Origin of the sequence: Aliibacillus thermotolerans (assembly GCF_027853235.1) — a bacterium.
Lineage (GTDB): Bacteria > Bacillota > Bacilli > Bacillales > Marinococcaceae > Aliibacillus > Aliibacillus thermotolerans.
The window spans coordinates 53051-67820 of sequence record NZ_WKJG01000050.1 but is presented as its reverse complement, the minus strand read 5'-3'; the positions used below and the strand labels follow the sequence as shown (position 1 = coordinate 67820).

The following is a 14770-nucleotide window of genomic DNA, read 5'->3' as shown; positions in this document are numbered from 1 at the left end:
ATGACAATTCTGCGGAAAGAAAAACCGAAAGAAGTACAATGGACAGATAGTCAGTGGGAAGCCATCGCTTCATCCGGACACAATATCCTCGTTTCCGCTGCAGCAGGAAGTGGTAAAACGGCTGTACTAATTGAACGTATTATTGAAAAGATTACCGATGAAACAAATCCCGTAGATATCGATCAATTGCTTATTGTCACATTTACAAATGCCGCAGCAATGGAAATGAAAAATCGCCTAGCAGAAAAACTGGAAGAAAAAATGCAACAACATCCCGGTTCTTTACGATTAAGAAGACAAATTGCGCTTTTAAATCGCGCGAATATCTCTACACTACATTCTTTCTGCATGAAACTTGTACGCAAATATTACTATAAAATAAACGTAGATCCTCATTTTCGCATGTTAGATAACACAGAAGGAGAATTATTGAAAGAAGAAGTATTGGAAGAAGTGTTAGAAGCAAATTATGGTAAAGAAAACAATGAAGCTTTTCTCGATGCGGTTGACCGTTTTAGTAATGACCGTAATGACAATGGTTGGAAAGAAGTCGTTTTAAAGTTGTACGATTTTTCTCGTTCCCATCCCGATCCTACACGTTGGTTGGATGAGGTGAAAGACATGTATCATCTCTCGACGGATACTCCCATTGAAGAGCAACTGTGGGGAAAAATCGTGTTCACTGAAGCAAAAGCAACTCTTACAGAAGCGATTCAATCCTTGGAACAAGCAAAAGCGATCGGAGAGGAAGAAGGAGGACCTTATCCTTATATCGAGACGATAGAAAATGATTTATTTCAGCTCCAAGAAGCCCAATCGTTGGAAAGATGGGAAGATTTATATCATAAATTAAAAAACATTTCCTTTGGCCGTCTCAAAGCAATTCGTTCAAAAGACGACGTGGATGACTCATTAAAAGAAAAAGCGAAACAATTACGAAATAAAGCAAAAGAGTCTGTCACAAAGATGGTGCAAGAAACTTTTTCTGAATCACCGGATACGCTTTTACAAGACTTAAAACAGATGTATCCGGCCATTAAAGTGCTTACTGAAACAGTAAAAGAGTTTTCAAATGCCTTTCAATCATTAAAAGAGGAAAGGGGAGTCGCTGACTTCTCTGACTTGGAACATTACGCGTTACGCATTTTACAAGAAGACGCGGAAGTCCGTGAGACGTATCGTTCCCAATTAAAAGAGATATTAGTGGATGAATACCAAGACGTGAATTTGACGCAAGAGACATTATTACAACAACTATCTCGTGGCGATAACTGTTTTTTTGTCGGAGACGTAAAACAAAGCATTTATCGCTTTCGTCTCGCCGAACCAACGTTGTTTCTCGATAAATATAAACGGTTTAATAGAACAGACGGAACACCAGGTTGGAAAATACAGTTAGATAAAAATTTTCGCAGTCGTAAACAAGTGTTGGATGCGGTGAATTTTTTATTCAAACAAATTATGGACGAAAAAATTGGTGACATTCATTATGATGACCAGGAAACATTAAAAGCAGGAAATGAACAATATCCAGAAGTAGAGAAAGAATATACAAACACAGAGATTGTTATTATTAATAAAGGGAACCCATTATCCGGAGAAGATGAAGATGACCCGGAGAAAGATCTTGAAACAGGGCAACTAGAAGCAAGATGGATGGCACGACAAATTAAAAAAATGATTCAATCAAAACACCCAATCTATGATAAACAAATAAAACAAATGCGACCGATTACGTATCGTGACATTGTTATTTTAATGCGTTCGATGTCTTGGGCGAACGTGATCATGGAAGAATTCAAAAATGAAGGTGTTCCGCTCTATGCAGAATTAAACGAAGGGTACTTTGAAGCAATGGAAATCAATGTGATGTTGTCATTACTTAAAACGATTGACAACCCGTATCAAGATATCCCTTTAGTTGCTGTCCTTCGTTCTCCAATTGTCGGTATGAATGAAGAAGAGCTTGCCCATATTCGCATTCAGAAGAAACAAGCCCCTTTTTTTGAAGCATTAAAGGAGGCAGTGAATGCGCCAACGAATGCATCTTGGCAACAAAAAGCAACCAAGTTTTACGAACAACTCCTTCTTTGGAGAGGACAAGCACGTCGTGAAATTCTATCCGAATTTATTTGGAAGCTATTCCGTGAAACAGGGTACTACGATTTTGTTGGTGGTTTGCCTAATGGAAATCAACGCCAAGCGAATTTACTCTCTCTCTATGATAAAGCAAGAGCTTATGAAAAAACATCGTTTCGCGGCTTATTTCGATTTTTGCGCTTTATCGAAAGAGTGCAAAGTCGAAAGGATGATTTTGGTTTGGCAAGAGCATTAAGTGAACAAGAAGATGTCGTACGAATGATGACGATTCATAAAAGTAAAGGACTTGAGTTTCCGGTTGTTTTTCTTGCTGGACTAAATAAACAGTTTAATTTTAATGATATCCGAGAAAAAGTTCTTTTGCATAAAGAGCTTGGTATAGGAGTTAAACATGTAGATGTCGAGAAAAGAATCCAAAAACCTACCTTATCTTATCGGGCAGTGAAACGTCGCATTTTAGAAGAGAATCTATCAGAAGAGATGAGAGTCTTATATGTCGCCATGACGCGAGCGAAAGAAAAATTGTTTCTTATTGGAACTGTCAATGACGCTGAAAAATCCATCGAGACATGGAGAGAAAATAGCAACGCTTCTGAGTGGATACTACCAGAAAGCGAGCGTCTTCAAGCGCTGTCTTACCTTGATTGGATTGGCAGAGCGATTTTTCGTCATCGCGCTCTTCAAAATTGGGTTGAAGAAAAAAGAGAAGATGAGCGATTCTATGACGATTCCGAATGGAACATTACTTTTGTGGAGAAAGGATCGTTAAAAGAGAATGAACCATCGCCATCTAAAGCAAATAACGACATACTTGCTCAAGTGTCTCGTTTAGAGCCAGTGGATATGAGAAGTCCATTTCAACAAGATATTCATCAAAAGCTTGGATGGCGTTACCAACACGAAGAAGCGGTGAATACCCGTTCCAAACAGACAGTCAGTGAATATAAGCGGACCTTTATGGACGCTTATAGCGAACCATTGTATAAGCCATCATTTCGTGCCGATGATTACGAACAACCAACTTTTTTAGAACAAACAAAAAAACCTTCCAGTGCAGCAAGGGGAACGGTTGTTCACACCGTCTTAGAACACCTTCCGCTTCAGCGAGAAATGTCGGCAGAAGACATTCACCGTTTTGTTCATGCACTTGTAGAGAGAGAAATCTTGACGGAAGAAGAAGGGAAACTGGTTGATAGCAATGAAATTTACACGTTTTTACAATCAAAGCTTGGAATGCAATTAAGAACATCCAATGAAGTATATCGGGAGATTCCTTTCAGTTATGCGAAAAAAGAAGAAGGACTGGCTGATTTTATCTTATTACAAGGAACGGTGGACTGCTTGTTTAAGGATGAAAAAAACCAACTCGTATTAGTAGATTATAAAACGGACGCTTTTATGCGACGCTATCCTACAAATCCGGAGAAAGCAACGGAAGTGATGAAAAATAGGTATCAAACGCAAATTGATTTATATAGAGAAGCGATTTCTCATATTTGGAAAGAAGAAATTAAACAAGCTTATTTATACATGTTTGACGGACATGTCATGATAAATATGATGGAGTAAGGGGGGAGAACGTGAGAATTCTTCATACAGCCGATTGGCATTTAGGAAAGACATTAGAAGGAAGAAGTCGGTTTCAAGAACATGAAGCTTTTTTTGATGAACTTGAACAGATTGTTCGGGATGAAAAAATTGATGTGTTGTTGATGGCAGGTGACGTATTTGATACGGTGAACCCTCCTGCCGCGGCAGAACAGTTATTTTATGAAAATATAAGTCTACTTACCGAAAAATACAAACTACCAATGATCATCATTGCCGGAAACCATGATCATCCCGACAGACTAACAGCAGCAAAACGAATGGCAAAAAATCAAGGAGTTCGTCTCCTTGGGTACCCGGGAATTCAGCCACAAACCATTCCGGTAAAAGACGAAATACTCGAGCTGGCTGCGCTTCCGTACCCATCAGAATCACGTTTAAAAGGATGGTTTCACGAAGTGCCCGAGGAAACATCGTTAAGAGATGCTTATAATAAAAAAATAAAATATTTATTTACTGAAATGACCAAAAATTTTTCAAAAGATGCAGTATCTGTCGCAATGAGTCATTTGTTTGTTGCAGGTGGGAGCACCTCCGACTCCGAACGACCGATTGAAGTAGGAGGAGCGTATACGATTCATCCGGACACTCTTCCTTCCGTTCAATATACTGCCCTTGGTCATTTGCATCGACCACAAGAGATCAACGGAAATCATCGCATTCGTTATTCCGGCTCCCCACTTGCTTTTAGTTTTTCAGAAGCAGGGTATACGAAGTCGGTGACCATTGTCGATGTCGCTCCTCACGAAGAACCGAACGTAACAGAAATTCCTCTTTCTTGTGGACGTCCTCTCGTTCGCTGGATTGCAAAAGAAGGGCTGAATCAAGTGAAGAAGTGGTTGGCAGAAGGAAAAGATGACAACGCTTGGGTGGACATAGAAGTACACGTGGAAGATACGCCATCCATCGAAGACATACATATGATTCGTCAAGCACATGAAGGAATTGTTCACATTCGGCCAGTTTTTATCGGGGAAGAGGAAGACAATAGCGAAGAGATAAAAAGAGCCCATATGCCCATTGACCAGTTGTTTCAAAAGTTTTATGAAATACAAACGGGAGGGGCAAAAGCGGACGAAAGTCTCGTTCGGTTATTTATGGACATTGTAGACAAGGAGGGACATGCTGGTGCGTCCGATAGAATTAACCATGAAAGGCCTTCATAGCTTTCGTGAAAAAGTGACGATTGATTTTTCGTCCCTCTGTCAAGGGGGAGTATTCGGTATCTTCGGACCAACCGGTAGTGGGAAGTCATCGATACTAGATGCAATCACTCTTTCTTTATATGGCCGAGTAGATCGAGTGACATCGCAAGCATACAGCATCATCAACCATGCTGAAAAGGAATTGGAAGTGACATTTACCTTTTCCTTAAAGGATAAAGATCGTTCCATTACATATAAAGTGGAAAGAGTGTTAAAAAGAACGAAAGAACAACGTATTCAAACAACGGTTTGTCGACTTATTGATGTGACAGTAAAAAGCTCTCCCATCGTCATCGCAGATAAAAAAACGGAAGTGGATGAAAAAATCAAAGAGTTACTCGGACTTTCTGTCGATGACTTTACACGGGCGGTTGTTCTTCCTCAAAATAAATTCTCTGAGTTCTTGAAGTTACGCGGAAGCGAACGTCGCCAAATGTTACAGCGATTATTTCACTTAGAAAAATATGGAGATGAACTCATTTATGAACTTCGTTTCCGCTTGCAACAAGTCAAACACGAACAAGAAAAAATTAGCGCCGAACAACAAGGCTTAGGAGATGTATCCCGCACCCGCTTACAAGCAATGAAAGACAGGCTTTTAAGCTTGGAGAAACAATGGGAATCCTTACAAAAACAACAAGAAGAAATAGAAAAAACGTGGAACAAAGCAAAAGAAATACGAGAATGGCAAATAGAACACAACGCTTCGATAGAAAAGTTACACCAATTAAAACAACAAGAAGATGAGATGAAACGTGCGATGCTCGCGCTAGAGCGTTCAGAAAAAGCAGAACAGCTATTACCGATCGCAACTGCATATTTAGAATCAAAAACAGAACTGGAAACGTGGCAACAAAAGAGAGAAAAAGCGATAAAGCAATACGAACAAAAGAAGCAAATATATGTTCATTTACAAAATGAATGGAAACAATTTGAAGAAGACAAAGAAAGACAACTTCCTTTATTAGAAGAAACGACAAGAATGATTGAAAAAGTGAAAGAGCTTCAAGAAGAACAAGAATCGTATGCATTAGCGTTTAAACACGTAAAAGAGAAAAGAAATCGTCTCCTTCAAGAGAAAGAGAAAGCAACAGTTGAGCAAAAACAACGAGATGAAAACGTAAAAAAATACACAAATATACTAAATGATTTAAAACGAAACCAAGCAGAAGTTAAAGTTTCAGCGGAAGAAAAGCAAAAAGTGTATCAAGCTCTCGAACATAAATATCGCATCGATGAGCTTTCTTCTCAATGGAATGAACGAAAACAAGAAAAAGAGATACAATACAAAAAAATAAATGAAATTGAACAACAAAAGAAAGAACTAGAAAGGAAGCAAGAAGCATATAAAAATAAATTAGAACAACGCTTGTCTCAATTCATGCACTGGTACAACAAAGCCAGTGATGATTATCAATGGCTGGAACGCTCCGTTTCTCTATTAGAACAACGAATAGAACAAAAACGTTTAGAGGAAATGGCACGAGAGTTAGCAACTACTTTGAAAGAAGGAGAGCCATGTCCCGTCTGTGGTTCAACGACGCACGATATGTCTTCTCATCACGGAAAAGAACAAACAAGGGAAAACGAACAATTTTTATTGACCGAACTTAGAAAAGAAGCAATGAAACAACTGACGCGATTACGGGAACGCATGTGGAAACTCGAACAAGCGTCTCAATCACTCCTTCCCATCACAAAAGAAGTTGCAGCCACCACCGAAAACCGTACTTATCCTGCAATGGAGGAGTTCACAAGAGACAGTTGGTCTGCTTACGAACAGATGTGGGAAAAAGAAGAAAAGACGATTTCACGTCTTCTTTCTCAGTTAGAAGAAGAGAAAAAAACGTACGAACATTGGATGGAAACTGCACAAAAAAGAAACTATGATTTCCAAGTCGCAAAACAACATTACGAAGAATTAAAAGAAAAGGAAACAATTCTTAAAACTCGCCTTCAAAAAGAACAAGAGGAATGGAGTAAAAACTTTCCTGATTTTCATATTCATACGATGGACGAGCGAAGAAAAAAAATAGAAAAACGCGAACAAGAATGGGAGAAACTTCATCATCGCATTGAAAAAGGAATGCAAGTCGTTGAAAAAGAAGAACAGGTCTTACGCGAAACGAATGAGTACCTCCAACAGTTACAAACAGAAGAAGCACGCATCGAACAAGAGTACAAACAATTACAAGAAACGCTGAAAGACATAGAACAAAAAGTGGCACAATTATTAGGAGAAATGTCGCTTGAACAACTGATACAAAAAACAGAAGAGAAACGGCTCGAAATCAAGCGAAAAGAAAACGAGTGGACAAAACGACTGGAAAAACATTCAAACGACTACACTTCTTCGGAAAAAGAAATGCATGTGGCCGTTCACGCCTATCACAATGCGAAAGAACGTTGGGAAAAAGCAAAAGAAGAGTGGGAGAAAAAGAAAAGGGACGATTTTCTACCAGAGGAAGTGGAGCGTTACATCCTTCCTTCCGAGAAAAAAGAAGAGCTTCAGAACTCCATCACTCAATTCGACAAAGAGGTTCACCATTGGGAAAAAAGAAAAAAAGACCTTGAAAAAAAGCTAGCAGGAGAGTCCATCAGCGACGAAGATTGGGATAATTTAGAAAAAACCCGAACAACAGTCATTCAACAATTGGAGAAAGTGCGCGAGGAACGAAGTATTCTCAATGATCATATTCGTCAACTAACAGAAAAACGAAAACGGTTTGATGAATTAGAAAAGAAACGGAAAGAATGGGAACACTTAAAAGGACAGCTCGAAAAATTAGATCATGTGTTTCGCGGCAAAGCGTTTGTTGAATTTCTCGCAGAAGAACAGCTCGTTCAAGTGAGTAAAACTGCGACGGAACATTTACAAATTTTAACTCGAGGTAGATATGCGATTGAAGTTGATTCTCAAGGCGGTTTTATCATTCGCGATGACGCAAATGGAGGAATTCGACGTCCGATATCTACTTTATCAGGAGGAGAAACGTTTTTAACGAGTCTCGCTCTTTCCCTTGCTCTTTCTACATCCATTCAATTAAAAGGGAAGTATCCACTTGAATTCTTCTTTCTTGATGAAGGATTCGGCACGCTAGATCAGGAACTGTTAGATACAGTGATGTCCGCATTAGAAAATTTACAAACAAAAAATATTTCTGTTGGAATCATTAGTCATGTTCCTGAATTAAAAGAAAGACTGTCCAGAAAATTATTTGTACGTCCGGCAGAACCTGGCGGAAAAGGAAGCAGCGTTCACTTTTCCCCTATGTAATTGGATAAAATAATATGATGTAAGAGATTGGAACATAACTAAATCATTCCAATCAAAATACGAACAATGATTACCGCTTCGGCAGAATACTTTGCTTTCCGCGGGCACGGCCTCAGCCTCCTCGCGGGAAACCACCGCTCTTGGGTCTTCCGACGTACAGGACGTCGCGGTTTTAGTCCGCCTCCATTTACCCTACGTTTGAGTCTCCGTATTCTGCCTACGCTAGAACCACTTTAAAAAGGAAAATCCGAGCTAATGGATTAGTTCGGATTTTTTATGATTAATTTACTTTTGTCCTAGTCTCTTTTCTTTTCAGTTGGTTGTCCATTCAAAATACAGGGGATAGTGAAAGCGACATCCCGGGTTAAAAGAGACATGACAGTGAGGACAGAGAAAATCACTATGTAAATATTCATGAATGGACATTTTTTTCCCACAACTTCCGCACAAAACGGCATGGTAATCAAACTTATCTTGAGGCCAGACTTGATGGGAATGGTCACACATATGTTTGTGACAGTCAAAACAAGCATAAAAACGCCGACAACAATAAAATTGAATGGCGATGCGATCAAACGTTGAATGGTAGTGAGCACACCGGGTTTCATCATCAATACGTACACCATAAACAGAAGTATGACCAATCATCCGCTTCACCGTTTCATTCTCCTTCCATGCATTATCTTACGTATGTTTTATCATAACATACATAAAATACATTAAAAGCAGGTTTCATCCTAGAAGAGTTAGGGTACAGTTAAGTTGAACTTGAAAAAAATCATTGACTTCCAAATCACAATTCGTTATAATTTAAACTATCTTTCAATTTTCCATGCATTTTGTGACAAAAGTTAGAATTTTCCTTCTATTCATCGACAAAGGAAAAGCGAATATGTTATATTGACAATAGAGCAATTTACTAATGTTGAAGGAGTTGGTTCATGACGAGTGGGACAATTTCTTTAAAGGAGGAATAAGCATGCATATTACTGAAAATCAAGAAACGTTAGTGAGATCAAAAGCAAAGGAACTCTGCAGTGCAATGGAACTAAAAGGGTGGGCGAGCACACAATTTGTACCGACGCCCCCGTATGGATATACACTAGTTAGCTCCACTGGTTGTCGCGCTTGGTTCGGAAAACGTTGGGGTATGATTTGCGATGATATGGATGATCATTTGAAAATTATTTTAGACTTACCTAATGGAAAACTTTCCTTGGAAAAAGTGAGCGAACAGATTGATCTGCCTATTTTAAACGGAGAGGAAGAAAAGAGCGGCATTGAACTCATTGACAACCGAGATCGCGATACCCTTGTTATTTATTTATACACGCCTGAATTAAAAGAGATCATTTTTAAAGAAAGTAAAATTTTAGAGTTAATTAGTGATATCCGCCGAATGTCTTGCCTGTAGAATTTATATATGATAAAAGTTAGCGTCACCCTTTCTTGCGGGTGCGCTTCATTTTTTTATTGGAAGGAAAAAATCAAGAAAAATAAACAAAAGTATAGGAATTGCGACGAAGAAATGATAGAATAACTAAAAAGCAAGACAAGTATAGAAAGACGGGGTGCGGAATGAAGACGTATCGTCGTAAATTTTATTATCTAGGTCCTAACCATCGAATGATGGAACCAGTGAGTATGGATCGGATTAGACAAGTTGGTTTTGACATGGAAATTTTAAAGGACGACTTACCTTACTTGATTAGTTTTTGTCGTGAATGGAGAGTATTTTTCGAAAATAAAGCGAAAACAATTCACCCATTATATCGCCCATACGTGGAAGAAGTCGCTCAATTTTTTGATGATCAAATAGAACAAATGACATTATGTACAGCCCCCCATTACGGGTCGAAGAAATATATTTTGCCGCTGACCGATTTAGTCTCATCACTGATGCTTGCTTATCACGCTTTTGATCAAGTGTTTGATGAGTATGCCCATATGCCAATGCATTTTGAAACAGCTTTAAAATATTATCGTCAATTTATGTTAAAAGCAGATCCTAATAAGTACCAATTCATCTTAAATCATTTGCCGGATCTTCGTTTAAATGTGGAATAATGATAATATAGGGTAAAACCTCGAGACTTGGTCTCGAGGTTTTTTTGAGGAAGAATCATTTAAAGAAATGATCGTATTAATATTCAATCATATTCACTCAGATGTTCTTTTTAAAGAACGAAAAATCAGGCGAGGGGAACGGAGTATTTGCACTTCGTAAAGAGGTAATTTTATTGTTATACTAAAATAATTTAATAAAAACGTTATTGGAGATTGTATTATTTTAGAATAATTTGTTCCTTTAAAGGAGTAGTGACGCATGTCAGAGGATAAAAAAAATAACAATATGGATGAACTTTATGAGGAAAAATATGAAGAACTGACATATGACGAATTTAAAGAAGCACTCCAAGAAGAAGAATCATCTTTTACCAATGAGAAAAAAGAAAAAAAGAGAAAAAAGCGTTATATCCGTTTCATTGCTATACTCATTGCATTCTTCCTAGTGTTTCAAATCGCGGCAATGATGGTTGATACGTTTCGCTTAGATGCCATTGATTTTCTGAAAACATCTTACCAACTTTCTCAAAATGAAACGATTCAAGATTGGAGAGAGTCAGTGGTGGTGATCCACGGAACGAGTCGCATTGGTCAAACGAAAGGGACCGGTTTTTTCATTGATGAAAATGGACTGCTTTTAACGAATCACCACGTCGTTGATGATTTAGCTTATGTTGGAGTAACGACAGAAAACGGTGAGGTTTTTGAAGGTGAGTTGGTCGCAAGTGACGAAGAGCTAGATCTTGCTCTTGTATCGATCGAAGCCAGGAATATGCCAACATTGCCATTGAGAGAAGAAACGATACCCAGCGGTGAACATATCTTTGTCATTGGAAATCCATTATCATTTACAAAAATAGCAAATGAAGGAGAAGTAATGGCTGATCATCAAGTGGTAGCAAATCGATTAGGAATCACTGCACCAATCTACCGAGGTAATAGTGGAAGTCCGGTGATTACAGAAACAGGGGAAGTGACAGGGGTGGTATATGCGAAAACAACAATACAAGACCAACTTCAACAACCGGTTGGTCTGGCGGTTAAGATAGAAGATGTTCATTCTTTTTTAGAAGAAACCTTCTCGTCCTATTAGTAAACTCTTAAACTACACAGTAGTTAAGCATTACTCTATTTCAAAATCGTGATAAGGAGGAAATAAGATGCATGATTTAAACATGTTATTTCGTGAGAGGATCAATGATTCACAAAAGGAAAAGATGACATTTGATCATTTAAACACCGTGCTTGAAAAGACATCCAAGACCATCCCGTTTGAAAACTTATCTATCATTGAAGGAAGAGCAGAAAAAATTACAAAGGAAAACCTTATAAATAAAATTTTAGACAGAAGAGAAGGTGGACTTTGTTACGAGCTCAATCCTATCATGTATTTGTTTTTAAAAGAAAATGGTTTTCACCCAAGTCTCGTTCTCGGTAATGTGTACGATGAAGAAAAGCAGCAATGGAGCGCTACGGGCAAAACCCATGTAGCAAATTTGATAAACTATCACGAAGAAATTTATTTAATTGATGTAGGTTTTGGTGGAAACGTTCCTCTACGTCCAGTTCCACTGAATGGAAAGAGCGTCGTATCGTCAAATGGTGAATTCCGGATAGAGAAGGAGAACACCCCTTATGGAGATTATATTTTCTATATGAAATTAAAGCATAGACATGATGATTGGAAAATTGGTTATACCTTTGATTCGAAAAATCCTGTGATTCGTCTCGAAGAATTAAATCATATCCAAAAAATTATACAAGAAGACGAGGAAAGCGACTTTAACAAAAAAGTGTTAATCAATATCTTAACGGATCAAGGAAGTATGACATTAACTGATCACTCGTTTACTAAATGGGTGAATGGAGAGGAAAAAAAGTGTGAAATAGATGAGAATCAATTTCAAAAAATAAAAGAAATGTATTTTTCTCTCTAACGATCAAGGGAACGTCCTTTCGTATTGTGTAAAATAATTCTCGGTGATATTTCACAAAATTCTAGCCAAAAAAGAAGAGGCACTCTTCATAATGTATGCGTACCAGGCAAATACATTGAGAAAGAGGCCTCTCATACACATTCATACATTAAACTAACAATTTAGTTTGTGTCTTTTTTTTGACAAGTGATTTCATTCCTTTTAGAATGAGAATGAACCGATTGTATTTTTTATGACCAGTCAGTCATTGGAAAGGAAAATGAAGGTAACAGAATGGATAAAAAAGAACGTTTGATTTTAGCTGCAATTCAATTGATTTCAAAAAAAGGATATGACGCGACTTCTGTACAAGAAATCACTTCTGCTTGTGAAGTATCCAAAGGTACTTTTTACAAATATTTCCGTTCGAAAGAAGATTTGTTGATTGATGTCTTTCAATACAGTCACCAACAAACGTTAAATGAAGCGCAACAAGTCATGCAAGATACTCAGTTATCAACAAGGGAGCAGTTTATCGCCATCATCGCTTATGAATTGAATCGACTGAACGATAACAGAGAATTATACTTATTACTGCATAAAGTGGTACCAATTCAAGATCGGAAATTTCAACACACGATTCAAATGACGAAGTCTTTAATGATGACTTGGCATAGAGACTGGTTATTAAGAGTATATGGAAAACAGATTGAAGAACAGGTATGGGACTTGGTTCTTATTCTACAAGGGATCATGAAAGAATACATTGTTTTTATTGATCGAGAATTTCCGTTAAGTGACAAAAAACGTGTTGCGGAAAGTATTGTGGAAAGGTTGGATGTACTCGTTTCCAATCAAACAAGCCTTACAACAATGGTAAGAAAAGATACGATTCAAAAATATGAAAATATGATTTCTCTCAAAACAAAAAATGAAGAAGAAATGTTTCAAGAAGATATCACGCTTGTGAAAAACTATATTACGGAACAATCTACTTGGAAAGAAACGGAAAAAAAGGAAGCATTATCAGCGATTTCCATGCTAGAAAAAGAAACGAATCAGGACAGTGAGTCACTAGTGCTTAAAAAAGCACTTATTTCTTTTTTAAAAGAAAAAATTCATGTAAAAAAACCTCTAGAACGAATGGAACAATACATCGTAAAGACGAGAAAAGAAGGCGGATAATGTGGAGAGAGAACATGACGTTACAGAAGTTAAAAAAGTACCAATTATGGCAGTGTTGCTCATTGGGGCGTTTGTGGCGATATTAAATCAAACGCTTCTTACGACAGCACTGCCACCTATTATGGAAGATTTAAGGATTGACCCCAATACAGCACAATGGTTAACGACGATATTTATGTTAGTCAATGGAATCATGATTCCGATTACAGCATTCTTAATTGAAACGTTTACCACAAGAAAACTATTTATTAGTGCCATCAGCATGTTTGCTGCTGGTACGTTTATTTGTGCCATTTCCCCGAACTTTTCTATTTTAATGGTTGGAAGAGTAATCCAAGCAGCAGGAGCAGGAATCATGATGCCATTAATGCAAACGATTGTATTGCTCATTTTCCCTATTCATAAACGGGGGCAAGCAATGGGGTTTATGGGATTGGTCATTTCCTTTGCTCCAGCCATTGGTCCGACCCTTGCCGGGATAATCGTCGATCACTTTCATTGGAGGACACTTTTTTATATCGTTTTTCCAATCGCTGTATTTGATATTATCTTTGCGTATTTTATCTTAAAAAATGTCACCGAACAAAAGTTTCCGAAAGTCGATGTCCTGTCGATTATTTTGTCCACATTCGGGTTCGGAGGCATTCTTTACGGATTCAGTAGTGCTGGTAGCTTAGGTTGGTCTCACGAGGCCGTGCTTATTTCCATTAGCATAGGAATCATCAGTTTAATTTTCTTCTCTCATCGTCAACTCCGTTTACGAGAACCAATTTTAGAGTTAAGAGTATTGAAATATCGCATTTTTACGTTAACCACCATTATTGGAATGATCGTATTTATGGTCATGGTCGGTGGGGCCACGATCTTGCCGCTTTATATGCAAGATATGCGCAATTTCACTGCAACAGAATCCGGACTCATGATGCTTCCTGGAGCGATTTTAATGGGATTGATGTCTCCAATTACCGGGAGGATATTTGACCGCGTCGGAGCAAAATGGCTCATGCTGATCGGCTTGTCACTCATGGCCATCTCCAATGTGTTATATACCGATTTATCAGAAGAAACACCCCTTACTTTTATGATGGCTGTCTATACGCTTCGGATGTTCAGCATCTCCCTTGTGATGATGCCGATTACTACTGCAGGATTAAATTCCCTCCCACGTGATTTAATCCCGCACGGAACAGCAGTGAACAATACGTTTCGACAAGTATCAGGATCTATCGGTACCGCGCTATTAATTACAATTATGACAACAGTTGCTTGGAGAAGTGATGCTGGAGATGCAATGATTACAGGAGTAAATACTGCTTTTTGGGTCTCGTTTGTATTATCTTTGCTTTGCTTGGTTTTATCTTTTTATGTGAAAAGCAATGCCGCATCAACAAAGACATCCCGTTCTACTTAAA

The 14770-nt window shown here is 38.1% G+C and carries 10 protein-coding genes; 9 read left to right on the top strand and 1 reads right to left on the bottom strand.

Features of this window, described 5'->3' with window-relative positions:
• From addA to GJS40_RS08800, 3 genes are read left to right on the top strand one after another with little or no spacing between them, the layout of a single operon-like run.
• Entirely contained in the window at positions 1–3669 is a 3669-nt protein-coding gene (gene addA, locus GJS40_RS08810; RefSeq protein ID WP_270897504.1) for a helicase-exonuclease AddAB subunit AddA, read from the top strand.
• An 11-nt stretch (positions 3670–3680) separates the two neighbouring features.
• Positions 3681–4874, top strand: coding sequence for an exonuclease SbcCD subunit D (locus GJS40_RS08805; protein WP_270897503.1), 1194 nt, complete (start codon positions 3681–3683; stop codon positions 4872–4874).
• Complete coding sequence (locus GJS40_RS08800) at positions 4837–8190, top strand: SbcC/MukB-like Walker B domain-containing protein (protein WP_270897502.1); 3354 nt, start codon at positions 4837–4839, stop codon at positions 8188–8190. Before GJS40_RS08805 ends, GJS40_RS08800 begins: the two co-directional genes overlap by 38 nt.
• 312 nt (positions 8191–8502) lie before the next feature.
• Here the strand turns inward: GJS40_RS08800 and GJS40_RS08795 are convergent, their stop codons facing one another.
• Positions 8503–8838 (bottom strand): CHY zinc finger protein, encoded by a 336-nt coding sequence (locus tag GJS40_RS08795; protein WP_270897598.1) that lies wholly within the window; start codon positions 8836–8838, stop codon positions 8503–8505.
• A gap of 331 nt (positions 8839–9169) precedes the next feature.
• Between GJS40_RS08795 and GJS40_RS08790 the strand changes: the two genes are divergently transcribed.
• From GJS40_RS08790 to GJS40_RS08765, 6 genes are all read left to right on the top strand, one after another.
• Positions 9170–9604 (top strand): hypothetical protein, encoded by a 435-nt coding sequence (locus tag GJS40_RS08790; RefSeq protein ID WP_270897501.1) that lies wholly within the window; start codon positions 9170–9172, stop codon positions 9602–9604.
• Positions 9605–9768: 164 nt separating this feature from the next.
• Positions 9769–10257, top strand: a complete 489-nt coding sequence (locus GJS40_RS08785; protein WP_270897500.1) for a hypothetical protein — start codon at positions 9769–9771, stop codon at positions 10255–10257.
• A gap of 259 nt (positions 10258–10516) precedes the next feature.
• Entirely contained in the window at positions 10517–11350 is an 834-nt protein-coding gene (locus GJS40_RS08780; protein WP_270897499.1) for a S1C family serine protease, read from the top strand.
• A gap of 67 nt (positions 11351–11417) precedes the next feature.
• A complete protein-coding gene (locus tag GJS40_RS08775; protein WP_270897498.1) occupies positions 11418–12194 on the top strand; it encodes an arylamine N-acetyltransferase family protein in 777 nt (258 codons plus the stop codon).
• 273 nt (positions 12195–12467) lie between these two features.
• Positions 12468–13358: a TetR/AcrR family transcriptional regulator gene (locus GJS40_RS08770; RefSeq protein WP_270897497.1), complete on the top strand. Its 891-nt coding sequence runs from the start codon at positions 12468–12470 to the stop codon at positions 13356–13358.
• 46 nt (positions 13359–13404) lie between these two features.
• A complete protein-coding gene (locus GJS40_RS08765) occupies positions 13405–14769 on the top strand; it encodes an MDR family MFS transporter (protein ID WP_270897597.1) in 1365 nt (454 codons plus the stop codon).
• Position 14770: the final 1 nt, after the last annotated feature.